A 23,454-nucleotide genomic window follows, 5' to 3' on the forward strand; every position below is an offset into this window, starting at 1 on the left:
TAAATCTTCCGCTTGCTCCGCGTGCGACATCAAGACAGCGCGATGTGGCGCGGCCTGCTGGACGAGGCAAAGCAGCGCGCCGAGCCCGGCGTGGGCGCGCTACGTCCGTGCATCGTCGGCAGCGACGCCGACCCGCGCATGGCGAAGACGGCCAACCGCATCGCGCAGTCGGCGGGCGGGGCGGGATTCGTCACCCTGGACAAGCAGGGGATGGCGCCCGCCGCCTGCGCGTTGCGTTTGGCCGTCTGCACCATGCGCGGGTCGGCGTCGCTGCCGAAGAAGCACGGACGCAGCGCGCGCAGGCCGGTCTCGGCGCGCTGCTTTGCCTCGTCCAGCAGGCCGCGCCACAGCGCGATGTCGTGCTGCTGCCAGCCGAGGAAGCCGAAGTATTCGCGGCGCAGGCCGGGCGCCACGTCGGCGGCCATCAGCGCGCCTTCGATCAGCAAGGTGCCGGAACCGCACATCGGATCGAGCAGCGCGCCGCCAGCTGCGTAGACCTCGGGCCAGCGCGCGCGCAGCAGCATGGCGGCGGCAAGGTTTTCCTTCAGTGGCGCCTCGCCCTGTTCCTCGCGCCAGCCGCGGCGATGCAGCGGTGAACCTGCGAGATCAAGCGACACGGTGGCGCGGTCGCGACGCAGGCGCAGATTGATGCGGATGTCCGGCTCGTCGGTGTCGATGTCCGGGCGCGAGCCGTCGCGCTGACGGAACTGGTCGACCACCGCATCCTTGGTGCGCAGGCCGATGAACTGGCTGTGGTTGAGCTTGCTCAGCGCGGTGCCGGCGTCTACCGCGAAGGTGGCATGCGCGGCCAGGTGACGGCTCCAGTCGATATCCTGCACGCCGCGATACAGCGCATCGTCGTCGGCCGCGTCGAACTCGGCCAGCGGCAGCAGGATGCGGCTGGCCAGGCGCGACCACAGGCAGGCGCGGTAGGCGGTTTCCAGGGTGCCGGAAAAGTGCGCGCCGGCCAGCGCCTCGCGCACGTCGAGCGCGCCGAGCGCGACCAGTTCGTCACGCAGCAGGTATTCCATGCCTTTCGGGCAGGTGGCGAAGTAGTGGTTCATGCAGCGACGGCCAGTTGATCGAGCATGCTGCGGAATTGCGTCGCGATCATGTCCATGCTGGAACCCAGCCGGTGGTCGTCGTCCAGCACAAGCAGCGGCAGCCGGCGCTTCGCGGCGAACGCCTGCACGCCGGCCAGCGGGCACACCTCGTCGCGCCAGCCGTGGATCAGCATCGTCGGCACCCCGGGACGCAGGTCGAACGCCCGCGCGTACCCCGGGATTTCGCTGGGCGTGGCGAGCAGCAACAGCCCGGCGACCGGCACGTCCAGCGAGACCAACCCGGAGACGAAGGCGCCCATGCTGGAGCCGACCAGCAGCGGCGGCGCCTCCAGCGATTCGATGGTGGCGCGCAGACGCGCGATCCGCGGCGCCACCGAGCCGGCATGGCCACGCGCGTCGTCGCTGCGGTAATCCGGCCGCTGCGTTTGCCAGCCCAGCGCCTCGGCCTGCGCGGCCAGCGCGCTGACCTTGGTCGCCTCCGGCGCGGAGTCCGAGCCGTGCGAAAGAATGATCTGGCCGCGCATGGCGGTCTCCACGAAAGGCGCCGAAAGCAAGGCGTGCATGGTAACAGGCGCCGTTTCCGCCCCGCCCGCCGCGTGCGAGACTTGGTCGATGCCCCTGACCATCCGCCACCTGCCGCTGCCCTACGTCGACCTGCTGCCCGAGCGCCCGGCCGAGGCGGTCGAGCTGGTGGTGATCCACTGCACCGAACTGCCCGACCTGGCCATGGCGCGCGAATACGGCGAACGCGTGCTGCACGCCAGCGGCACCGGCAACAGCGGCCACTACTACATCGACCGCGACGGCACGGTCCTGCGTTATGTGCCAGGCACCCGCATCGCCCATCACGTGCGCGGGCACAATCCGAATTCCATCGGCATCGAGCTGGTGAACACGGGCCGCTACCCCGACTGGTTCGACACGCGTCGCCAGGTCATGACCGAGCCCTATCCCGTCGCGCAGGTCGATGCCCTGCTCGCCCTGCTGGCGCAGCTGCGCGACGAGTTTCCCAAGCTGCACCAGATCGCCGGTCATGAAGACCTGGACACCGACATGATCCCGGCCAGCGACGATCCCGCGCGGCAGGTCCGCCGCAAGCTCGACCCCGGCGTGCGCTTTCCGTGGGATGCCATCGTGCCGGCCTGCGGCCTGCAACGGCTGCGCTAGACTGCAGACCTGTCTCCCCCGGCCCGCGCCATGTCGGAGTTCACCGTCCAGCCGCTGCTGCAAACGCCGCTCGTCGCGGCGCACGACGTGCACTGCCGCGGCGAGTGCCGTCATCGCAGCGCGGAGGAATGCGCGACCGCGACGCACCTGGTGTTTCCGTATCGCGGCCTGTTCCTGCGCCACGTCGGCAGCACGCAGTCGGTGGCCGATGCCAACCACGTGCTGCTGTTCAATGCGGCCCAGGACTACCAGGTCAGCCATCCGGCGAGCGGCGGCGATGCCTGCCTGTCGCTGTCGATCTCGCAGCCGCTGCTGCGCGAGCTGGCGCCGGCGGAACTGCTGCAGCGTCGCGACGAACCGGTATTCCACGCCCAGTCGCTGCGCATCGACGAACGCGCCCAGGTGCTGGTGGCCTTGCTGCGGCACAGCCTGGGCCACGGCAGCATCGAGCCGCTGGAGGCCGAGAGCCTGGCGCTGACCCTGGTCTGCCGCAGCCTCGGCCCGCGCACCACCCACGCGCCCGGCGCCACCCGCGCACGCCAGCGGCTGGTGGACCGGGCCAAGCTGCTGCTGGCCAGCGACCTCACCCGACGCTGGACGCTGGCGGAGATCGCGGCGGAGATCGGCGGCTCGCCGGTCTATCTCACCCAGGCTTTCCAGCAGGTCGAAGGCATGCCGCTGTACCGCTATCACCTGCGCCTGCGGCTGGCGCATGCGCTGGACCGGATCGCCGATTGCGAGGATGTCGCCGCGCTGGCGCTGGACCTGGGCTTCTCCAGCCACAGCCACTTCAGCGCCGCCTTCCGCCAAGCCTACGGCCGCACCCCCAGCGCGTTCCGCCAGGCCGCCCTGACCTGCGCATCGTGAGTCGCTAAAGATCCTGACAGCCGCGCAATCCGCGGCGTGGTCTCCTGTGCTTGCCCGATCCCGGGCAGCCCACGGAGAACCCCCATGAACGAGAAAACCTGCGCCGCCTGCGACTACCCGCTGGACGACAACGCGATCGAAGTGACCATCGGCGGCCGCACCGTCGAAGTGTGTTGCGAGGACTGCGCCCAGAAGCTGCGTGAGGCGGCAGCGCAGGCGTGAGCGGCGGAACCTTCTTCGCCTCCGATGACGGCGCCGGGCACGACCCGGCGCCGTCATCCTGTCCGGGGGAACGCCCCCTCGCGATGGCCGACAAGGCCCGCAAATCCGGGAGAACGACCCCATGACTACCCATCGCATCGCCGTGTACGGCGCCTACGGCCATACCGGCCGCTTCGTGCTGGACGAGCTTCGCCGGCGCGGCTTCGTGCCGGTCGCCTGCGGCCGCGACGCGGCCAGACTGCAGCAACTGGCCGCGGCCACCGGCGTGGAAGTGCACGCGGCATCCGTCGACGATCCCGCGGCATTGGACGCCGCCTTCGCCGGCACCGCCGCCGTGCTGCATTGCGCCGGCCCCTTTCTCGACACCGCCGTGCCGGTGCTGGACGCCGCGTTGCGCGCACGCATCCATTATCTGGACGTGGCGGCGGAACAGCGCGCCGTGCTCGACACGTTCGCACGCGACGCGGCGGCGAAAGCAGCCGGCGTGACGGCGCTGCCGGCGATGGCGTTCTATGGTGGCCTCGCCGACCTGCTCGCCAGCGCCGCGCTCGCCGACGCCACCGAGGCCGATGCAGTGGACATCGCCGTGGCGCTCGACGGCTGGCATCCCACCCGCGGCACCCGCCTCACCGGCGAGCGCAATCATTACCCACGCACCTACATCGAGCATGGCCTCAACCGCACCGTGCCCGATCCCGCGCCGCTGCGCGAGACGGATTTCCCGGCCCCGTTCGGACGGCTGGAAACGGTGCTGCTGCCCTTGTCCGAAACCGTCGTGCTGCCGCACCACCTTGCCTGCCGGAACCTGCATTCGTGGATGAACCAGGCCCCGCTGCGCGACCTGCGCGATCCGTCCACGCCGGCACCGGTGGCCGCCGACGACAGCGGACGATCCGCGCAACGCTTCGTGGTCGACGTGCGCGTACGCCAGGCCCAGCGCCACCTGCGCGCCACGGCCAGCGGCCGCGACATCTACGCGGTGACTGCGCCGCTGCTGGTGGAGGCGTTGCAGCGCATCCTGGACGGCCGCGTCAGCGGCGCCGGCGCGCTTGCCCCGGGCCAGGCTTTCGATGCCGGCGAGTTCCTGGCCGCGCTCGATCCCCAGCAGATCGCCGTCACCTTCGACCGCGGCGAGGCATCGGCGTCCGCGTGCTGAGCGGGGATCGCGGGCGCCGCCGCTATACTGGCGCCCCCTGCAAGGATCCCCCATGAGCGAAGACCACGTCGCCGAACTCGTCGAACTGCTGCACCTCGAACAGCTGGAAGACAACCTGTTCCGCGGCCAGAGCCGCGACATCGGCACGCGTTTCGTGTTCGGCGGCCAGGTGCTGGGACAGGCCTTGTCGGCGGCGCAGCAGACGGTGGAGCCCTCGCGCGAGGCGCATTCGCTGCACGCCTATTTCCTGCGCGCCGGCGACATCCGCGCGCCGATCGTCTACAACGTGGAACGCACCCGCGACGGCGGCTCGTTTTCCTCGCGGCGGGTGGTGGCGATCCAGCACGGCCAGCCGATCCTCAACGGCTCGATCTCGTTCCAGCTCGCCGAGCACGGCGTGGAGCACCAGACCTCGATGCCCGAAGTGCCCGCGCCGGAAGACATCGAGCCGATGCATCCGCTGCCGGCCGACGAACTGGCGCGACTGCCGGTGAAGCTGCAGCGCTGGCTCGGCATCGACGGCCCGTTCGAGTTCCGCCAGGTGTGGCCGCGCGACGAGCTGCACCCGGTCAAGCGCCCGCCGATCCAGCACATCTGGTTCCGGCTCACCGCGCCGATCGACGATTCGCCGATCCTGCATCGCGCGCTGCTGGCCTACGCGTCGGATTTCCACCTGATCGGCACCGCCACCTTGCCGCATGGCATCTCCTACATGACGCAGAACGTGCAGATGGCCAGCCTCGACCACGCGCTGTGGTTCCATCGCCCTTTCCGCGTCGACGAATGGTTGCTGTATTCGTTCGACAGCCCCACCGCCCAGGGCGGGCGCGGCCTGGCGCGCGGGCAGATCTTCAACCGTGACGGCGTCCTGGTCGCCTCCAGCGCGCAGGAAGGGCTGATCCGCGTGCGCAACGGTGTGGCCGGCGGCGACTGAACACCCGGTTCAAGGCTGTTCGCGTAAACTGGCTGCATGCGCCAGATCTATACCTCCCCCCGCCAGGAAAACATCGATTCGGTGGTCGCGCTGATGGCCGAGCACGGCATCCGGGCGACGGTGTCCAACCGCTCCAACTACAACCGCCAGAGCTGGCAGCGGCACAGCTACTCCCCGCGCCGGCAGGACCGCAGCCGCTGGCCGCAGGTGTGGATCACCCACGCCGACGATTACAGCAAGGCGCGCGAGTTGCTGATGGGACTTGGCATCGAGCCGGTGGTCCGCCACGGCGAGGAACTGGCCGCCGCACGCAACGCCTCGCCGCTGGAACGCCGCGCCCGCGTCGCCACACGCGTGCGCCGCGTGCTGCTGCTGGCGGTGCTGGTGGTGTTCACGGTGCAGATGCTGCATTACCTGCGCGTGTTCTGACCCGGGGCGTTCGCTGGAACGGCGCCACGACACCGGCATAGAATCGGCCCATGCGCCGCTCCGATCCCGTCCGCCTGTTCCAGACCCTGCCGCACGCCTGCGGCTACTACGCCGAGCGCACCGCGCAGAACCTGGTGCTGGACCCGGCCGCGCCGCAACTGGATCAGCTGTACGGCCCCGCGCTGGAGCGCGGCTTCCGCCGCGCCGGCGGCCACCTCTACTATCCGCACTGCCCGCAGTGCCGCGCCTGCACACCGTGCCGCATCGACGTGGAGCACTTCCAGCCGGATCGCGCGCAGAAGCGCTGCCTGAAGCGCAACGCCGACCTGACGATCGTCGAGTGCATGCCCGGCTACAACCGCGAGCGCCACGCGCTGTACGAACGCTACCTGCGCACGCGTCATCCCGGGGGCGGCATGGACGATGCCGACGCCAGTGACTTCCGCCGCTTCCTCACCGCGCCATGGAGCCCCACGCTGTTCCTCGAGCTGCGCCTGGGCACGCACCTGCTGGCGGTGGCGGTGACCGACGTGTGCGTCAACGGGATCTCCGCCGTCTACACGTTCTACGACCCTGCCGAGACCGCGCGCAGCCTGGGCACCTGCGCGATCCTGCAGCAGATCGAACTGGCCCGCCGCCGCGGCATGCCCTGGCTGTACCTGGGCTTCTGGATCGACGGCCACCCGAAGATGGATTACAAACGCCGCTTCAAGCCGCTGCAGGTGCGCGGCGCCGATGGCTGGCGCGAACTGGCGTAGGGCGGGCACTGCCCGCCGCTCCTGGCGGACACGTTGAAAAGCCGGCGGGCAGTGCCCGCCCTACGGCGTCGGTGCCGGTTGCAGCGCGGACAGTCGCAGCGGGTGCCTACAACGGCGGGTTGCCGGCCTTCGGATACGGATAGAGCTTTTCCAGCGGCATCGAGATGCCGTCGTCACCGACCACGCGGCAATGGCTGCGGTCGAGCTGGCGCGGGTCCTCGACGCCGCAGCTGTGCGCGATGATGCCCACTTCGTGCATCACGTTCCTCGCGTAATGGGCGACCTTCTCGCTCTTGTCGGTGACCACCAGGCCGCGCTGCAGCTTCGGGTTCTGCGTGGTGATGCCGGTGGGACAGGTGTTGCGGTTGCATTGCAGCGACTGGATGCAGCCCAGCGCCAGCATGAAGCCCCGTGCCGAGTTGACGAAATCCGCGCCGGTCGACATCGCGCGCGCCACGTCGTAGGCGGTGATGCACTTGCCCGAGCAGATCACCTTGATGCGCTGGCGCAGGCCGCGCCGGATCAGCACGTTCAGCAATTCCGGCAGCGCCTCGTGCAGCGGCAGGCCGACGCCTTCCATCAGCGTCTGCGGCGCCGCGCCGGTGCCGCCTTCGGAGCCGTCGACGATGATGAAGTCGGGCGCGCTCTCGATGCCGCGCAACTCGACCTCGTCGCACAGCTGCTCGATCCAGTCCATGCCGCCGAACACCGCCTTGAAGCCGGTCGGCTTGCCGGTGAGCTCGCGGATGTGCGCAATCGCGTCCATCAGCTGCGGCACGTTGGCGATGTCCAGGTGGCGGTTCGGGCTTTGCGAATCCTCGCCGACCGGGATGCCGCGGATCGCCGCGATCTCCTCGGTGACCTTGGCGCCCGGCAGCAGCCCGCCCATGCCAGGCTTGGCGCCCTGGCCGAGCTTGATGCTGACCATCTTGACCTGCTGGTGCGCGCAGATCGCCAGCAGCTTGTCGTCGTCGAGCTTGCCGTCGCTGGTGCGCACGCCGTACTTGGCGGTGCCGATCTCGAACACGATGTCGCAGCCGCCCTCCAGGTGATACGGCGCCAGCCCGCCCTCCCCGGTGTCCAGCCAGATGCCGGCCTTGGCCGCGCCGATCGACAGCGCGCGTACCGCCGGCGCCGACAGCGCACCGAAACTCATCGCCGAGATGTTGAAGAATGCTGCATGGTCATACGGCTCGCGCGCGTACGGCCCGATGCGCACGGGCTTGGCATCCACATGGTGGTCGCCCAGCGCCGGAAACGGCGCGTTGACGAAGAACGGCACACCCTCGCCGCGCAGGTCGCGGGTGGAACCGAACGCATTGGTGTTCTCGGCATTCTTCGCGGCGCGGTAGACCCAGACGCGCTGCGCGCGGTTGAACGGCAGCTCCTCGCGATCGCTCGAATACAGGTACTGGCGGAAGAACTCGCCCAGGTGCAGGAACCAGTAGCGGAAGTGGCCGATCACCGGGAAGTTGCGCAATACCGCGTTGGCGGTCTGGTTGCGGTCGATCACCCAGGTGGCCAGCGTCACCAGCACCGCCACCGCCAGCAACATCAGCGCCAGCAGCGCGAACGTCTCGACCAGCACCACCAGCCAATGCGAAAAACCCGTCGATTGCATGCCGCCTCCCCGCCGCCATCCGATTCGATGCCGCAAGGGTAACCCAACGACGGTCCGCGGCTGCCCTCACAACTCGATGCGCAGCGCCTCCTTCGCGCGCACCGCCTTGGCCACTGCCGCCTCCAGCGTGTCGGCCCGCGCCAGCGTCACCGCCATGCGCCGACGGCCGCTCACCGTGGGCTTGCCGAACAGGCGCAGCTGCGTGTCCGGCTCGCCCAGCGCCGCGGCCACGCCGTGATAGCGCGGACCCGCGCCGTGGCCTTCCAGCAGCACCGCGCAGGACGCCGACGGACCGTACTGGTGGATCACCGGGATCGGCAGGCCCAGGATCGCCCGCGCATGCAGCGCGAACTCGGAGAACTCCTGCGAGATCAGGGTGACCAGGCCGGTGTCGTGCGGTCGCGGGCTGACCTCGGAGAAGATCACCCGATCGCCCTTGACGAAAAACTCCACGCCGAACACGCCCCAGCCGCCCAGCGCCGCGGTAACCGCCGCAGCCTGCCGCTGTGCTTCGGCCAGCGCGGCTTCGCTCATCGGCTGCGGCTGCCACGATTCGCGGTAATCGCCGTCCTCCTGCCGATGGCCGATCGGTGCGCAGAAGCTGACGCCATCGACGTGGCGCACGGTGAGCATGGTGATCTCGTAATCGAAATCGACGAAACCCTCGACGATCACCCGCCCTTTGCCCGCGCGCCCGCCGGACTGCGCGTACTCCCACGCGTGCTGCAGCTCGTCGGCACCGTGCACCACGCTCTGGCCCTTGCCCGATGAACTCATCACCGGCTTGATCACGAACGGGTAGCCGATCGCGGCCACCGCTTCGCGGTATTGCGCTTCGTCGTCGCAGAAGCGGTACGGCGAGGTCGGCAGCTGCAGCTCCTCGGCCGCCAGCTTGCGGATGCCTTCGCGGTCCATGGTCAGCCATGCCGCACGGGCGGTGGGGATCACCCGCTGGCCCTCTTTCTCCAGCTCCAGCAGGGTCGGCGTGTGGATCGCCTCGATTTCCGGCACCACCAGGTCGGGCCGCTCGGCCTCGATCACCGCACGCAACGCGGCGCCGTCGAGCATGTCGATCACGTGGCTGCGATGGGCCACCTGCATCGCCGGCGCGTCGGCGTAGCGATCCACCGCAATCACCTCCACCGCGTAGCGCTGCAGCTCGATCGCCACTTCCTTGCCGAGCTCGCCGGCGCCCAGCAGCATCACGCGCAGGGCATGGTCGGTATGAGGCGTGCCGAATGGCTTCATCGGGTTCTCCGGTGCGGGCAAACCGGCATTGTATGCGGCCGCGCGGGGCGTCCGGCGACGGCGCGCGCGACATGCCGAAAGCCCACTTGCACTAGATATCACTTTGATATCTAATCATCACACCTCTGGGAGACTGCTCATGAACGAACATCAAGGTTTTTCCGTCGCCGGCATTCCCTTCGTCGGCTTCTGTCTGGCGCTGGCCGCCATCGGCGTGTGGCTGGTGGTTGGCGCCATCCACGGCCAGCCGGACGCGCCGCCCCTGGTGCGATTGTTCGGCGGCGTACTGCTGCTGGCGATCGACGGCTTCCTGCTCAAGGGCTTCTTCCAGGTCGCGCCGAACGAGGGCCAGGTACTGCAGCTGTTCGGCAAGTACGCCGGCACCGTGCGCGTCGAGGGCCTGCGCTGGACCAACCCGTTCTATTCGCGCCAGCGCATCTCGCTGCGCGTGCGCAACTTCGAGAGCGGCAAGCTCAAGGTCAACGACAACGACGGCAACCCGATCGAGATCGGCGCGGTGGTGGTGTGGCAGGTGCTGGATACCGCCGAGGCGGTGTTCTGCGTCGACGACTACGAGGACTTCGTGCACATCCAGAGCGAATCCGCGCTGCGGCAGATGGCACAGAGCTACCCCTACGACGCCCACGACGACGGCAAGCCCTCGCTGCGCAGCCACGGCGAGGTGATCAACAACCATCTGCGCGACGAGATCCAGGCGCGACTGGAGAAGGCCGGCGTGCAGGTGATCGAGGCGCGCATCAGCCACCTCGCCTACGCCCAGGAAATCGCCCAGGCGATGCTGCAGCGGCAGCAGGCCGGCGCGATCATCGCGGCACGCACCCGCATCGTGGAAGGTGCGGTCAGCATGGTCGGCATGGCGCTGGAGCAATTGCGTGCACAGGGCGTCGTGGAACTGGACGAGGAGCGCAAGGCGACGATGGTCAGCAACCTGCTGGTGGTGCTCTGCGGCGAACGCGGCACCCAGCCCGTGCTGAACACCGGCACCTTGTACTGACCCGTGGCCGGCGAGAAAAAAGCCTACCCCCTGCGCATCAGCGCGGCCGTGCTCGACGCCATGCAACGCTGGTCGGACGACGAGCTGCGCAGCGTCAACGCCCAGATCGAGTACGTGCTGCGCGAGGCATTGCGCAAGGCCGGCCGGCTCAAGGCCGGCCCGACCCGGCCGACGCCGGACGACGACACGGACTGACCCCACCCGTCACCGGAGCGCCCCATGTCCACCCATCCGACCAACCCGTCGGCCAGCGGCCCGCACCTGAAACTCGCCGCGTTGTTCGGCATCGCCGGCGCACTGGCCACGCTGGCACTGATGCCATATCTGCTGGCGCTGGTGCCGACACAGCTCGCCGCGCTGCACTGGCCGCAGCCGGCCCTCGTGCTGACGCAGGTGGGAGCGACCGGCGTGCTGTGCTGGTTGCTCGGCTGGGCGGGTCTGCGCCTGGGCGCGCCGTACGGGCTCGACGCGCCGTGGCTGCGCGCCTGGGTATACCGGCAGCCGCACGATCCGGCGCGGCGTTCGCGCTGGTCACTGGCCGCGCTGCTTGGCGTACTTGCGGCGCTGGGCGTGAGCGGCCTGTCGCTGCTCGGCCCGCAGCCCGCCCACACCGAGACCACCATTGCGGCGTGGCGCGGTGCGCTGGCGCTGCTCTACGGCGGCGTGGTGGAGGAAGTGCTGTGCCGCCTGTTCCCGATCGGCGCCCTGGTCTGGCTGCTGGCACGCGGCAACAGACGCGTGGCGCCGCCGTGGATGTTCATGCTGGCGATCGTGCTAGCCGCGCTGCTGTTCGGCGCCGGCCACCTGCCCGCCGCACACGCCGCCGGCATGCTCGGCACCCCGCTGCTGGTGGCGCGCATCGTGCTGCTCAACGCCGTGATCGGCATCGTCAACGGCAGTCTGTTCTGGAAATACGGACTGGAGCACGCGATGCTCGCGCACTTCTGCGCCGACGTGGTGCTGCACGTAGCCCTTCCGCTGATCGGCACCTGACGATCAACGCGTGTTGGCGGTGACCGGCTGCAACTGCGGCAGCTTCAGCAGGCGCACCTTCGGATGTTGCCCGCCCATCACGAACAGCCACGGCCCCTGCAGCACGATCGATTGCACAGGCGGCACGCCGTCTTCGGCGCCGAGACGTTGCAGCGGCCGGCCGTCGCTGGCGTCGTAGACGACCAGCTCGCGCGTCTGCGGATCGACCACCAGCAGCCAGTCGTGTCCGGCGCCCTGCCAGTGCACCAGCTGGTTTGCCGCGGGAAGTTCCGTCGTTTCATCGGACGCCGGCAGCCACGACCACAGCAGGATCGCCGACAGCACGACCAGCAGCACGATGCCGGGCCGGCGCAGACGCTGCAGCAAGCGCCCGGGCCACACGGCCGTTCCGGATGAATGGCGAAGGGCTATGCGCATGTCCATGCCGCCACCATCGCCGTCGACGATGACCGCCGCATGACACTTGCCGACACTATTCGTGACGCGGACGCAGCGCCCAGCCCAGCGCCAGCCAGCCGACCACGAAGGCCAGCCCGCCGAACGGCGTGATGATCCCGACCCAGCGCGGCGCCCCCAGTGCGAGCGCGTACAGGCTGCCACTGAACAGCACGATGCCCGCGGCAAACGCCGCCCTCGCCACGCGCGCGCCGCGGCCGCGGCCGAGCGCCACGGCGAGCGCCAAGGCCAGCGCGTGCCAGGCGTGGTATTCCACCGCGGTATGCCACAGCTCGACGGTGCGGGCGTCCAGCACGCCACGCAAGGCATGCGCGCCGAACGCGCCCAGCAGCACTGCGCTGGCGCCGGCGATACCGACCAGCAAGGCCGTGGCGAGGTGGGCAGGTTGTCGCATCGGCGGCGAATCTCCCGCACCGTCGGCGCGGTGGCGCGGCCGGTGTCGTATGCTTGAACGGATGAAGCTGCAGGATTCTCGCATGAAGTCACCCCGCACCCGCCTTGCCGCCCTGCTCGCGCTGCTGGTCGCCGGCGTGCTGCTCGCCGGTTGCCACGGCGCGACGCCGCTGCCGTTCCGCCTGACCGACCTCACCGGCCACATGCCGCAGCTCGAGTTCAACCTGACCAGCGACGAGAACAAGCCGGTGTCCGCCGTGGACTACCGCGGCAAGGTGGTGTTGCTGTTCTTCGGCTATACCCATTGCCCGGACGTCTGCCCGCTGACCATGGCCCAGCTGCACGTGGTGATGAAGAAGCTGGGCGCACAGGCTGACGGCGCGCGCATACTGTTCGTCAGCGTCGACCCGGCGCGGGACACGCCGGCCGTGCTGCACGGCTACGTCAACGCCTTCGACAAGCACGCGATCGGCCTCACCGGCACGCCGCGCGCGGTCGAGGCGCTGGTCAAGCGCTACCGTTCCGCGTTCACCCGCGAGCCGTCCGGCAAGGACGGCAACTACGAGGTGAGCCACAGCTCGGCGATCTACGTGTTCGACCGCGACGGCAACCCGCGCGTGCTGTATACCCCTGCCGACAAGCAGGACGATCTGGTGCACGACCTGCAACTGCTGCTCGACCAGGGAGCACCGACATGAAGCACGCCCGCCTGTTCGCCCTGCTCGCCGGACTGTCGCTGGCCGCCGGCGTGCATGCCGCGGCCGCCGACCAGGTGCACGCCAGCCACGCCTGGATTCGCGTGTTGCCCGGCGCGTTGCCGGCCGGCGGTTACGTCACGCTGGAAAACCGCGGCGACCAGCCGGTTGCGCTGACCGGCGCGCGCAGCACGGCATACGCGGAAGTGATGTTGCACCACAGCTCGACCCAGGGCGGCGTGAGCCGCATGGCGATGGTCGAGTCGTTGCCGATTCCCGCGCACGGCAGTGTCGTGCTGGCTCCCGGTGGCTACCACCTGATGCTGATGAAACCGGCCGCGGCGGTGTTGCCCGGCAATCAGGTGCAACTGCAACTGCAATTCGACGACGGCAGCAGCCTGCCGGTCGACTTTCTCGCCCGCCCCGCCAATGCGCTGGGCGACGAGGCACCCGCACCCGCCCATTCCGGGCACTGACCGAACCGGCTCAGTCGTGCGCGCTGCCGGCAATCACCGCCGACTGCAGCGGCTTGCGCGGGAGGCGCCCGTTGCGTGACAGCCGCATCCAGTGGCGCAGCGCGATCAGGCCGCCGACCGATTCGATCAGCGCCGCCGGCACCCAGGTGATCAGGCCGCCCACCATCTGCCCGGTCAACACGTTGAAGGTGAACGCGCGGCCGCAGATCTCGAAGATCGGGTAGAGATCCGTGCGCGAGAACGTGATGATCGCGCCGGCCAGGATCTGCGGCGTCATGGTGATCGCCGGCGACAGCACGCGCATGCCCGCCACCATCCGCCCCGGCGGATGCGGGCGGTGATCGAGCACCAGCGCCCAGTAGCTGAAGCCGCTGAGCAGCATCGTCCAGTTCATGAAGCGGTATACGCGCCAGTCCAGCATCGCCAGCGTCTGCAGGCTCGGGATCAGCCAGATCAGCACGAACACCACGAACAGCACGGTGACGATCGTGGGGTTCAGCAGCACGCCCATCACCGACCGCCAAGGCCACGACTGCTGCAGCGGCCGCAGCCATCGCGTTCGCCACGCCAGCGGCAGGCCGGCGCGCAGCGCGCTGGCCGGATAGGCGATGACGATCAGCAGCGGCGCCAGATGATGCAGCAGCAACTGCTGCAGGCGATGCATGAAGAACTCATGCTCGGCGTAGTAATCAAGATAGGTGTGCAGCGACAGGTAGATGATCGCCATGCCGATCCAGAACGCCAGCCGGCGGCTGAGCGGCACCTGCAAGCGGCGGCTGCCACGCCAGTACAGCACGCAGGCCAGCACGAACGTGGCCAGGAACAGCCACGAAAACTCCCAAGGCACCACCCATTTCAACAGCGTTGCAATCACGATCGGCCTGCTTCCACGTCCGTCAGCGCCGGCATGACCGGCGACCACCGCCCAGCATAGTGCGCCGCACCGGTGACGTCTGCCCTGCCGCGGACGGCCGCTTGCGGCAGATTGCCGCCATCAGCGTCGACGCCGGCTGTGGCGGGTGCGGCGCCAGCCGTACAGCAGACCGATCAGCACCACCAGCGCAGGCACCAGCACGATGTTGATCACCTTCACGCGCAGGCCCAGCGCGTCGATCTCGGCGTTGAGCTGGTGCTGCACGTCGCGCAGCTCCTTGTTGATGGCAAGCTGGCGCTGGCGGAACTGCTCGATCTCGCGGCGCTGTTCGGGGGTGACCGTGCTCGAGCGCACGCCCTTGGCCGGCTGCAGTTCGTCCAGTCGGCGGCGGGTATCGGCCAGCTCCTTCTCCAGCTCCTGTTCCTTCTGCAGGAACTTCTGGTCCGCCACGTTGCGCAGCGCCTGCACCCGGGTGAACGGTCGTTGCGAGGTGGAGCGCGCGCGGATCGACAGCAGCGCCGAGGAGCCGCTGAGGTTGTCCACCAGATTGGTGATGAAATCCCCGTTGTTGGCGAAGATCCGCACCATGGCCTGGCCCAGCATGGTCTGCGGCTCCACCCACAGTCGGTCGCTGAGCACGTCGGTGTCGGCGATCAGCACTACCTCGGCGTCGGGCGCCGAATGGGCGCGATGACCCGGTTCGTTCGCCTTCTCCGGGAAGGCGCTGGCGAAGGTGCCGCGCAGCCGCGCTGCCAGCACGTAGTGCACGTTGTCCGCCTTGTAACCTTCGAGCAGGCTGGTGGGGTCGCTGCTGGCATCGGTGACCCGCTGGACCGGCACCTGCTCGGCGTCGGCGCTGCTCTGCAACAGCGGGATCAGGCGCGTGCGGGCGGTGCGCGCGAGATCGAAATGGCCGATGCTGGAAACGTTGATGCGCTGCAGGCTGGCGGTCACCGGGTCGTTGCGGTTGAGCTCCTGGTCGCCCAGCCCGAGCATCGCCGGATGGTTGAGGCTGCTGCCGGCCAGCTCGATCTGCAGGCCACGGCTGCGATCCAGTACCACCTGCCCCGGCTGGTATTCCACGCCCCACGCGGCGAACAGCCGAGGCAGGTCCGACGCGTGGGCGGGCAAGCCGCTGATCCCGGGGGTGAACGGCGTGGCGTCGAGCTCGGCATCCGGGTCGACGAACACGACCAGGTGGCCGCCACGCATCACATACTGGTCGATCGCGTATTGCGCCGCTTGCGGCAGCTCCTTGGGGTGGATCAGCAGCAACACCTTCAATTGGTCATCCACGTGCTGCAGCGTCGTCGCGTCGAGCGTCTTCAGCTCGAACAGCTGGCTCAGCTGCTGCATCACCGCCCATGGCTGTTCGCCCAGCGCCAGGTCGCCCTGCACCGGCAGCGAACCGAGCACGCCGATCGCCGGCTTGCGCACCTGGTTCAGCTCGTACAGCAGCTTGGCGATGTCGTATTCGAGAAAGGTCTCGCGCGAGGGATCGAAGAACGCGATCGAGAGCGATTTTTCCGCCGCGGCCTCGTCTTCCGCACCATGCGGCTCGCCCGGCGGCATGACGCTGCCGGCCAGTCCGAAGAACACCCGCTCGCCGTTGCTGCCGCCATTGGCGGCAATCAGCCCGCTGCCCTCCGCACCGGCCTCGTCGTCCGAATAGGGCACCGGGTCGATGACGCGCAGGCGGATGCGCCCGTGCGAGCGCGCCACCATCTCCTGCAGCATCTCGTTGACGCGCTGCTCGTAGCTGCGCAGCTTGGGCAGGTCGCGGGTAGCGTGTTCGGAGAAGTACAGGGTCAGCTGCAGCGGCCGTTGCAGGCTGTCGACAATGTGCCGCGTGCCTGGCGTGAGCGTGTAGAGCTGGTCGGCGGTCAGGTCGATCCGCGTGGCATGCAGCCAGCGGCTGCTGGCCACCACCAGTGGCACCATCACCAGCACCAGCGTCACCAGGCCGGCGTACAGCCAGCTGCTGCGGGTCAGGTGCAGGGGCGTGGTGAACGACCGGGGCAGGCGCAGGCGGGGCATCGGTCAGCGCGTCCGTTTGAGGTCGAGCAGCAACACGCCGGCGATCAGCCAGCCCAACGTGCTGAGCACGAAGTACAGCAGGTCGCGCAGGTCGAGCACGCCGCGCGAGATCGCCTCGAAATGGCGCAGCATCGAAAGATGCGCCACGGCGTTGATCAGGCGCCGGGGCAGCGCACCCTGGAAGAAGTCCAGCACCTGCGGCTGACCGGCCAGGATCAGCAGCACGCAGACCAGCGCGGTCAGGATGAAGGCCACCACCTGGCTGCGCGTCAGCGCCGACAGGCACGCCCCGATGGCGATGAAGTTGCCGGCCATCAGCCAGCTGCCCAGGTAGCCGGCCAGGATCACGCCGTTGTCCGGCGCGCCCAGGTAGTTGACGGTGATCCAGATCGGGAAGGTCAGCCCCAACGCCAGCCCGATGAACAGCCAGGCGGCGAGGAACTTGCCCAGCATCGCCTGCCACAGCGTCAGCGGCAGGGTCAGCAGCAGCTCCAGCGTGCCGCCCTTGGCCTCCTCGGCCCACATGCGCATGGTGATCGCGGGCACCAGGATCAGGTACAGCCACGGATGCATCACGAAGAACGGCTGCAGGTCGGCCTGCCCCCGTTCGTAGAAATCGCCGACGTAGAAGGTGAGGATGCCCGCGAGCACCAGGAAGATCACCAGGAAGACGTAGGCCACCGGCGTCACGAAGTAACTGCCCAGCTCGCGTCGCATGACCGCGCCGACGGGGCTCATGCAGCCACCCCGCGGCTGGCGTCGTCGCCGCTGGTGATCTGGCGGAACACCTCGTCGAGGCGGCCGCGTTCGAGCTGGATCTCGGAGACCTCAAGCCCCTGCTCGCGCAACAGCCGCTCGACCGGTTCGAGGATGCGTGCGCCCGGCTTGGGGAACACCGTGATGCGCCCGTCCAGCGGATCGATCTCGACTCCGGCCACCTGCGGCAGCCGGCCCAGCATTTCCTGCGACATGCCGCTGCCCGGCGCACTGAACGACACCGCGCCGTGATAGCGCGAGCGCGCCTCCAGTTCGGCCGGCGTGGCATCCGCCAGCAGCTTGCCGCGGGCGATGATCACCACCCGGTTGCACAGCGCGTGCACCTCTTCCAGCAGGTGGGTGGAGATCAGGATCGTGCGGTCGCGCGCCATCATGTCGATCAGCTGGCGCACCGCGTGTTTCTGGTTCGGATCGAGGCCGTCGGTGGGCTCGTCCAGCATCAGCACCGGCGGGTCATGCAGGATCGCCTGGGCCAGGCCCACGCGTCGGCGCAGCCCCTTGGACAGCGTGTCGATGCCCAACCCCAGCACCTCGTCGAGCTGCAGTTGCTGCACCACCGCGTCCATGCGCCGATAGCCCGCCTCGCCGCGCAGCCCGCGGATGCGCACGATGAACTGCAGGAACTCGCGCACGGTCATCTCGCCGTAACTGGGCGCGCCCTCGGGCAGGTAGCCCAGCGCGCGCTTGGCCTTGAGCGGTTCGCGCATCGCGTCGTAGCCGCACACCCGCGCGCTGCCCGAGGTCGGCACCAGGAAGCCGGCGATCATGCGCATGGCGGTGGATTTGCCGGCGCCGTTGGGGCCCAGCAGCCCCAGCACCTGGCCCGGCTCGACGCGGATGCTCAATGCATCCACCGCCGTGAGGTTGCCGTAGCATCGGGTGAGCTTGTCGGTTTCGATCATGTCCGCGGGCGGGCTGGGGCCAGGCTGGCGACGCGCTGGCCGCCGGCCAGTCGGGGCGCCGGAGTGTCCGGGCAATGTACCGCAAGACCGGCGCGACCGGGCGCCGGCCCGCCGCGCCATGCCGATGTCGTGCAAGAAAAAGGCCCTCTCGTCACGAAAGGGCCTTTCATCGAGCCACCACGCGTGGCTTATTCGCCGGCGGAAGCGGGCTCGGCGGGTGCGCTGGAACCGGCCGGTGCCGGTGCCGAGGCGCCGGCCGCCGGTGCGCCGTTCTGCTCGGACGGCAACAGGCCGGCTTCCTGCTCCGGCGTCTGCGCCGGCGCATTGGTCAGCGGCAGCGACACCTGGTGGCGTGCGTAGCTGGTGATCGCACCGGTGGAATCCTTCACCTCCGGCGTGACCACGATGTCGTACGGCGGATTCACCGTGCTGTCGAACTGGTAGCCGTGCGTCTGCGCATAGGCGGTGAGCATCTTCACGGTCTGCGGCACGCCGTTGAAGGTGCCTTCCCAGACGCCCTGCAGCGTGGCACCACCGAAGGCCATCATCGCGCGCACGTCACCTTCCACCACCAGGTTGCCGAAGCGGTCGCGGGTACCGGCCGTGGCCGCGGCGGCGGCCGCAGCAGCGGCGGAAGCCGACGGTGCCGGCTCCGCGGCGGCGGCGGCGTCCAGCGAAGGCGCAACCGGGGCGGTCAGCTGCTCGCTCTGGCCGTTGATGGTCAACGTGCTGGAATCGATCGGCAGCGCCACGTCGAAATCGAAATCCGGATCGCCGTAGTTGGTGATGAACAGGATCGACGGGCCAGTGACGTTCACGCCCAGCTTCTTGGCCTGCGCCCTCAGCTCGGCATCCGACTGGGCCAGGATGTCGTCAAGCACTTCGGAGCCGCCCTTGCTGCGGTCGATGTGGCGCGTGACGAACAGCACCGGGGTTGGCTGCGACTGGGCGATGCGCGGCATCAGGTCGCTGTAGTCGACGTTGGCCACACCGGCCAGCACGTTCTGCAGGTTGTTCAGGCTGAACTGGATGAACGAGTCCGGGTCGCCGTGGATGTACAGGTTGGCGAAGCGGTTGATCAGGTTCCAGCCGTACTGCACGTCGTACGACCAAGTGATCTGGGTCAGGCGGCCATGGCCCTGGCGCTCGAGGTCGAGCGTGAAATGCTTGTCCAGCCCGCGCCAGTTGTTGTCCAGGTTCCAGATGATCGCGGCGTCCTGGGTGTTGCTGTCGATCTGGTCGAACTGCGGCGTGGCGCTGGCGATGGTCAGGCCGCCGTCACCCAGCTTGGGATCGGTGCTGGTCCAGCTGATCTCGGCGCCCGGGCCGTATGCCTTGCCGGAGAACTTGAACTGCACGCCGCTGTCCTGCGAACGCAGCACTGAGTAATCCGGGAAGCGCCGGAAGTTGTTCAGCAGGTCGTACACCTGACGCATGTCCTTGCCGACGACCTGCGAGCGCTCGACGTGCCCGCTGGAGGGCATGACCACCCCCGCCACCACGCCAATCACCGCGACGATGACCAGGGCAACCAGAAATTCAAAGACACGCATCATTCCAGAGTTCTCCGAAGCGTCTGTACGCCATACCTTGAGTGTGCCCCAACAGCCGCGCGGGCCCAGAGGGCAGCAGCGGGGGTCGGCAAACGCCGAAGCCGCCGATGTTACTTGCTCGCGAGCTCGAACGCTATCCGCCCGCTACAGCTTCTGCCACGCCCGCCAGAGCGCCCCCGCGCAGGCCCCGCAGCGTTTGCGCGGCTCACACGATCCCCAATTCCAGCGCCTTCAGCACGGCCCGGGTGCGATCACGCACGCCAAGCTTGGAAAGGATGTTGGAGACGTGGTTCTTGACCGTACCCTCGGCCACCTTCAGCGAGTTGGCGATCTCCTTGTTGCTGTAGCCGCCGGACAGCAGGCGCAGGATCTCGGTCTCGCGCTCGGTCAGCGGGTCGGGCTGTTCGAGGCTGGTGAACTGGTTCTGCATCCGCGCCACGCCGGCCATCAGGCGCTGGGTGACCATCGGCGCCACCAGCGAACCGCCGGCGGCCACCGTGCGCACCGCCTCGACCAGCTGCTCCAGCGAAACGTCCTTCAGCAGATAGCCGCGCGCACCGGCCTTGAGGCCCTGCAGCACCAGCTGATCGTCGTCGAAGGTGGTCAGGATGATGGTGGGCGGCAATTCGTTGCGCGCCGACAGCGCCTGCAGCACTTCCAGCCCGCTCATGTTCGGCATGCGCAGGTCCAGCAGCATCACGTCGGGCTTGATCCGCGGGACTTCCAGCAGGGCCTGGGCGCCGTCGGCACATTCGGCCACCACGCGGATGTCCTCGGCCAGGTCCAGCAGCGAGCGGACGCCCTGCCGCACCAGGTTCTGATCGTCGACGAGACAAATGGAGATCATCGGGGATCCTCGGTCATGGTTGACTGACGGCTGGCTGGGTGGTGCCCCTGGGGAAGAGCCGTATTGTTGCACGGCTCCGGCCGCCGGCGACCGGAGCCGCGCGGCAGGATCGGCGGCGACTGCCGTGGCCGCCTACGAAACATCCAGCGCCGGCGGCTCGAACCGCGAAGGCGTGTGGGCCAGCGCATCCTGCTCGCCCAGTGGCAGCCGTACGGTAAGCGCGAAGCCGCGGCTCAGGCCGGCGTCCAGCGACACGCTGCCACCGAACTCGGCCAGGCGCTCGCGCATGCCGGACAGGCCGTTGCCCTCGGCCACGTTGTCGGCACCGCGACCATCGTCGCGCGCGTGCAGCCCCAGCTGGCCGGCGTCGGCGTAGGCAAAATTCAGCCACAGGTTGCGCGCGCCCGCGTGGCGCGCGGTATTGGTGACGATTTCCTGGGCGCAACGCAGCAGCACCTGGGCGCGCTGCGGATCTTCCACGCTGAAGCGCGGCGGCATCGCCACGTGCACGTTCAGGCCGGGCACGCCCTCGGTCAGGCCACGCAGTGCCTGGGTCAGGTCGATCGAGTCGTCCTGGCGCAACTCGCTGACCACCTCGCGCACGTCGGCCAGCAGCAGCTTGGCCGTGCTCTGCGCCTTGCGCACATGCGCCGCGGCCGCCTCGTTGGTGAGGTGGCAGGCCACTTCCAGGTTCAGGCTGAGCGCGGTGAGGTGATGGCCGATCAGGTCGTGCAGGTCACGCGCGATGCGCATGCGCTCGGCGATGCGGCTGGATTCGGCCAGCAGCGCCCGCGTAGTGCGCAGCTCGGAATTCAGCCGGCGCTGCACGTCGCTCTGCTCGGCCTGCTGGCTGGTGGCCAGCGAGGCGATGTAGGTCAGCGCCGAGATGCCCAGGTAGATGCTGGTCTGCAGAAAGGCCAGACCGACGCTGTGGTCGTATTCGGGGAAGTTCACGAACACCGCGACCAGGCTCAGGTTCTGCAGCACGATGCACAGCACGCCCAGCCACACCGGCAGCAGCCACGGCAGCGCCACCGCGCTGATCGCCATCAGCATCGCCGACAGGCCGCTGTGGCTGTACCAGCCCACCGCCATCGCGAAGATGCTCATCGCCACCAGTCCGGTCAGGCGCAGGCCCTGGTAACGGCGCTGGCCGAGGTTGCTGGTGACCGCCCAGTACAGCAGCCCGAACAGCAAGTAGCACAGCGTCCACATCAGCAGCGCCAGGTTCGGCCGGTGCAGCAGGCTCACCCGCTCGGCCGCCCAGCTGGTGATCAGCGGCGTACCCACGCACAGGTAGGTGAACAGGCCGGCGTAGCGCAGCAGCCGCACGTGGTTGAAGTTGGACAGTTGCATGACCGGCATCATAGGGGAGCACGAAGCCCGCGCAATGCGCGGGAAGTCACCCCCGGCAGAACCATCCCGACATCGCTTTACACCGGCTTTACATGTGCCGGCACTGATGCCAGCACGATGACCGCATGGCATAATGCGCCGTCCCGGGGTCGAGTCATCGGTCCCCGTCCTGATTCCACCATTGCGGAGCAACGAATGGCCCTTGCCATCCGCGACGTGCGCGAGCACGACCTGGATGCCGTGCTGGCGCTCAACAACGCCGCCGGTCGCTCCATCCTCACCCTCGATGCCGGCCAGTTGCGCTACTTCTTCGAGCACGCGAACTACTTCCGCGTCGCCGAGATCGACGGCAACATGGCCGGTTTCCTGATCGCCCTGCGCGAAGGGCTCGACTACGACAGCCCGAACTACCGCTGGTTCTCGGCGCATTACCCGCAATTCGTCTACATCGACCGCATCGTGATCGCCAACGCCTACCGGCGCCACGGCCTGGGCCGCATCTTCTACAGCGACGTGCACAGCTACGCCGAAGTGCGCGTGCCGCTGCTGACCTGCGAGGTGTTCCTGGAGCCGCGCGACGACGTGGTGGTGCTGTTCCACGGCACCTACGGCTTCCAGGAGGTCGACCAGCAGAAGATGGGACCCGACGGTCCGCAGGTCAGCCTGCTGGCGAAGGACCTGCCCAGCTTTGCCTACGTCCGCGACACCTGGCTGGAGCACGGCGGCCTGCCCGACGCGCCCTGGCTGGCCGAACGCGAACTGCCGCACGGCAGCGGCAGTCAGCGCCGCGCTGTCGGGGAGCGCCGTTCGTGAACGCCCGCGCCGAAACCACCGACGCCTGCGACCTGCGCTTCGGCCAGGTCGGCATCGCCTGCGTGCGCGTGCGTCGGGTCGACGCCGCCGCGCTGTGCGACGAACTCGAACGCCGCGTGCGCGCCGCGCCGCAGATGTTCGCCCGCGCCGCCGTGGTGCTGGACCTGAGCCATCTGTCGAGCCTGCCCGACGACGGCGCGGTCGACGCCCTGCTCGAAGCCGTGCGCAGCGCCGGCATGCTGCCGGTGGGCCTGGCCTACGGCACCAGCGAGACCGAGGCGCTGGCCAAGCGCATGGGCCTGCCGCTGATCGCCAAGTTCCGCGCGGCGTACGAGCCGGCCGCGGCCGCGGTGACCCAGCCGGCGCGCACCGAACCGGCGCCGCCGCCCGAGCCGATCCTCTCCGCCCCTGCCGCCGGCAACCGGCAAAGCACCGAGCACCACATCGGCGCGGTGCGCTCCGGCCAGCAGGTCTACGCGCGCGACTGCGACCTGATCGTCACCGGTACCGTCGCCAACGGCGCGGAGGTGATCGCCGACGGCAACATCCATATCTACGGGGGCCTGCGCGGGCGCGCCATGGCTGGCGCGCAAGGCGACGAGAAGGCGCGCATCTTCGTCTCCGGCTTCCGTGCCGAACTGGTCGCGATCGCCGGGCAATACCGCGTGTTCGAGCAGATTCCGCCCGAACTCGAAGGTCAATCCGTGCAATGCTGGCTGGAAGGCGAAAAGCTGCTGATCGCCAGGCTGTGATCGTTCACCACACGTCCTGTACAACAAGAACAACCACGCGGAGATGGGC

General features: G+C 68.8%; 26 protein-coding genes and 1 pseudogene. 14 read left to right on the forward strand and 13 right to left on the reverse strand.

Features of this window, described 5'->3' with window-relative positions:
* Positions 1-214: 214 nt before the first annotated feature.
* Both B1991_RS06735 and B1991_RS06740 read right to left on the reverse strand, forming a co-directional pair.
* Positions 215-1,064, reverse strand: a pseudogene (locus B1991_RS06735) (THUMP domain-containing protein); the annotation flags it as partial.
* Positions 1,061-1,588, reverse strand: coding sequence for an alpha/beta family hydrolase (locus tag B1991_RS06740; RefSeq protein ID WP_136257957.1), 528 nt, complete (start codon positions 1,586-1,588; stop codon positions 1,061-1,063). The gene B1991_RS06740 and the pseudogene B1991_RS06735, both read right to left, overlap by 4 nt.
* Positions 1,589-1,676: 88 nt before the next feature.
* Here B1991_RS06740 and B1991_RS06745 point away from each other — a divergent pair, with 88 nt between their 5' ends.
* The 7 genes from B1991_RS06745 (at position 1,677) to B1991_RS06770 (ending at position 6,597) form a co-directional block, all read left to right on the forward strand.
* A complete protein-coding gene (locus tag B1991_RS06745) occupies positions 1,677-2,231 on the forward strand; it encodes an N-acetylmuramoyl-L-alanine amidase (protein WP_136257958.1) in 555 nt (184 codons plus the stop codon).
* Positions 2,232-2,261: 30 nt separating this feature from the next.
* A complete protein-coding gene (locus B1991_RS06750) occupies positions 2,262-3,098 on the forward strand; it encodes a helix-turn-helix transcriptional regulator (RefSeq protein ID WP_136257959.1) in 837 nt (278 codons plus the stop codon).
* 84 nt (positions 3,099-3,182) lie between these two features.
* Complete coding sequence (locus B1991_RS18610; RefSeq protein WP_168709594.1) at positions 3,183-3,320, forward strand: hypothetical protein; 138 nt, start codon at positions 3,183-3,185, stop codon at positions 3,318-3,320.
* A gap of 121 nt (positions 3,321-3,441) precedes the next feature.
* Positions 3,442-4,476 carry a saccharopine dehydrogenase NADP-binding domain-containing protein gene (locus B1991_RS06755; protein WP_136257960.1) on the forward strand — a complete coding sequence of 345 codons (1,035 nt, stop codon included), beginning with the start codon at positions 3,442-3,444 and terminating at the stop codon, positions 4,474-4,476.
* A gap of 52 nt (positions 4,477-4,528) precedes the next feature.
* A complete protein-coding gene (locus tag B1991_RS06760) occupies positions 4,529-5,410 on the forward strand; it encodes an acyl-CoA thioesterase (RefSeq protein WP_136257961.1) in 882 nt (293 codons plus the stop codon).
* 36 nt (positions 5,411-5,446) lie between these two features.
* The gene (locus tag B1991_RS06765) at positions 5,447-5,839 is read left to right on the forward strand and encodes a hypothetical protein (protein ID WP_136257962.1); all 393 of its coding nucleotides are present in this window, start codon (positions 5,447-5,449) and stop codon (positions 5,837-5,839) included.
* 50 nt (positions 5,840-5,889) lie between these two features.
* The gene (locus tag B1991_RS06770) at positions 5,890-6,597 is read left to right on the forward strand and encodes an arginyltransferase (protein ID WP_136257963.1); all 708 of its coding nucleotides are present in this window, start codon (positions 5,890-5,892) and stop codon (positions 6,595-6,597) included.
* Between the two features lie 106 nt (positions 6,598-6,703).
* Here the strand turns inward: B1991_RS06770 and B1991_RS06775 are convergent, their stop codons facing one another.
* Together B1991_RS06775 and purT are read right to left on the reverse strand one after the other, a co-directional pair.
* Positions 6,704-8,218, reverse strand: a complete 1,515-nt coding sequence (locus tag B1991_RS06775; protein ID WP_136257964.1) for an FMN-binding glutamate synthase family protein — start codon at positions 8,216-8,218, stop codon at positions 6,704-6,706.
* A 66-nt stretch (positions 8,219-8,284) separates the two neighbouring features.
* Entirely contained in the window at positions 8,285-9,466 is a 1,182-nt protein-coding gene (gene purT / locus B1991_RS06780) for a formate-dependent phosphoribosylglycinamide formyltransferase (RefSeq protein ID WP_136257965.1), read from the reverse strand.
* A 139-nt stretch (positions 9,467-9,605) separates the two neighbouring features.
* Between purT and B1991_RS06785 the strand changes: the two genes are divergently transcribed.
* From B1991_RS06785 to B1991_RS06795, 3 genes are read left to right on the forward strand one after another with little or no spacing between them, the layout of a single operon-like run.
* Complete coding sequence (locus B1991_RS06785) at positions 9,606-10,481, forward strand: SPFH domain-containing protein (protein WP_136257966.1); 876 nt, start codon at positions 9,606-9,608, stop codon at positions 10,479-10,481.
* 3 nt (positions 10,482-10,484) lie between these two features.
* The gene (locus B1991_RS06790) at positions 10,485-10,676 is read left to right on the forward strand and encodes a type II toxin-antitoxin system antitoxin (RefSeq protein WP_136257967.1); all 192 of its coding nucleotides are present in this window, start codon (positions 10,485-10,487) and stop codon (positions 10,674-10,676) included.
* Positions 10,677-10,700: 24 nt separating this feature from the next.
* Positions 10,701-11,474, forward strand: a complete 774-nt coding sequence (locus B1991_RS06795) for a CPBP family intramembrane glutamic endopeptidase (RefSeq protein ID WP_136257968.1) — start codon at positions 10,701-10,703, stop codon at positions 11,472-11,474.
* A gap of 3 nt (positions 11,475-11,477) precedes the next feature.
* On the opposite strand, the gene B1991_RS06800 is transcribed toward B1991_RS06795, so the two are convergent.
* Both B1991_RS06800 and B1991_RS06805 read right to left on the reverse strand, forming a co-directional pair.
* Positions 11,478-11,855: a hypothetical protein gene (locus B1991_RS06800; protein WP_246031081.1), complete on the reverse strand. Its 378-nt coding sequence runs from the start codon at positions 11,853-11,855 to the stop codon at positions 11,478-11,480.
* Positions 11,856-11,946: 91 nt separating this feature from the next.
* Positions 11,947-12,324 (reverse strand): DUF423 domain-containing protein, encoded by a 378-nt coding sequence (locus B1991_RS06805; RefSeq protein WP_136257969.1) that lies wholly within the window; start codon positions 12,322-12,324, stop codon positions 11,947-11,949.
* Positions 12,325-12,406: 82 nt separating this feature from the next.
* On the opposite strand from B1991_RS06805, the gene B1991_RS06810 reads away from it, so the two are divergent.
* Both B1991_RS06810 and B1991_RS06815 read left to right on the forward strand, forming a co-directional pair.
* Positions 12,407-13,021 (forward strand): SCO family protein, encoded by a 615-nt coding sequence (locus B1991_RS06810; protein WP_136257970.1) that lies wholly within the window; start codon positions 12,407-12,409, stop codon positions 13,019-13,021.
* Complete coding sequence (locus B1991_RS06815) at positions 13,018-13,494, forward strand: copper chaperone PCu(A)C (protein ID WP_136257971.1); 477 nt, start codon at positions 13,018-13,020, stop codon at positions 13,492-13,494. The genes B1991_RS06810 and B1991_RS06815 overlap by 4 nt, the downstream gene beginning before the upstream one ends.
* Before the next feature lie 10 nt (positions 13,495-13,504).
* Here B1991_RS06815 and B1991_RS06820 read toward each other — a convergent pair whose 3' ends face one another.
* From B1991_RS06820 to B1991_RS06850, 7 genes are all read right to left on the reverse strand, one after another.
* On the reverse strand, positions 13,505-14,368 hold the full coding sequence (locus B1991_RS06820; RefSeq protein ID WP_136257972.1) for a cytochrome c oxidase assembly protein: 864 nt from the start codon (positions 14,366-14,368) through the stop codon (positions 13,505-13,507).
* A 120-nt stretch (positions 14,369-14,488) separates the two neighbouring features.
* Positions 14,489-16,405: a GldG family protein gene (locus B1991_RS06825; protein ID WP_136257973.1), complete on the reverse strand. Its 1,917-nt coding sequence runs from the start codon at positions 16,403-16,405 to the stop codon at positions 14,489-14,491.
* A gap of 3 nt (positions 16,406-16,408) precedes the next feature.
* A complete protein-coding gene (locus B1991_RS06830) occupies positions 16,409-17,143 on the reverse strand; it encodes an ABC transporter permease subunit (RefSeq protein ID WP_136257974.1) in 735 nt (244 codons plus the stop codon).
* Positions 17,140-18,084, reverse strand: coding sequence for an ABC transporter ATP-binding protein (locus B1991_RS06835; RefSeq protein WP_136257975.1), 945 nt, complete (start codon positions 18,082-18,084; stop codon positions 17,140-17,142). The genes B1991_RS06830 and B1991_RS06835 overlap by 4 nt, the downstream gene beginning before the upstream one ends.
* Before the next feature lie 188 nt (positions 18,085-18,272).
* Complete coding sequence (locus tag B1991_RS06840) at positions 18,273-19,640, reverse strand: SRPBCC family protein (RefSeq protein WP_136257976.1); 1,368 nt, start codon at positions 19,638-19,640, stop codon at positions 18,273-18,275.
* Between the two features lie 202 nt (positions 19,641-19,842).
* On the reverse strand, positions 19,843-20,484 hold the full coding sequence (locus B1991_RS06845) for a response regulator (protein WP_136257977.1): 642 nt from the start codon (positions 20,482-20,484) through the stop codon (positions 19,843-19,845).
* 132 nt (positions 20,485-20,616) lie between these two features.
* The gene (locus B1991_RS06850; RefSeq protein ID WP_136257978.1) at positions 20,617-21,840 is read right to left on the reverse strand and encodes a sensor histidine kinase; all 1,224 of its coding nucleotides are present in this window, start codon (positions 21,838-21,840) and stop codon (positions 20,617-20,619) included.
* A gap of 195 nt (positions 21,841-22,035) precedes the next feature.
* On the opposite strand from B1991_RS06850, the gene B1991_RS06855 reads away from it, so the two are divergent.
* On the forward strand, positions 22,036-22,653 hold the full coding sequence (locus B1991_RS06855; protein WP_136257979.1) for a GNAT family N-acetyltransferase: 618 nt from the start codon (positions 22,036-22,038) through the stop codon (positions 22,651-22,653).
* Positions 22,650-23,405: a septum site-determining protein MinC gene (gene minC, locus B1991_RS06860; RefSeq protein WP_136257980.1), complete on the forward strand. Its 756-nt coding sequence runs from the start codon at positions 22,650-22,652 to the stop codon at positions 23,403-23,405. The genes B1991_RS06855 and minC overlap by 4 nt, the downstream gene beginning before the upstream one ends.
* Positions 23,406-23,454 lie beyond the last annotated feature (49 nt).

Origin of the sequence: Rhodanobacter lindaniclasticus, from assembly GCF_004799035.1 — a bacterium.
GTDB classification, from domain to species: Bacteria; Pseudomonadota; Gammaproteobacteria; order Xanthomonadales; family Rhodanobacteraceae; genus Rhodanobacter; species Rhodanobacter lindaniclasticus.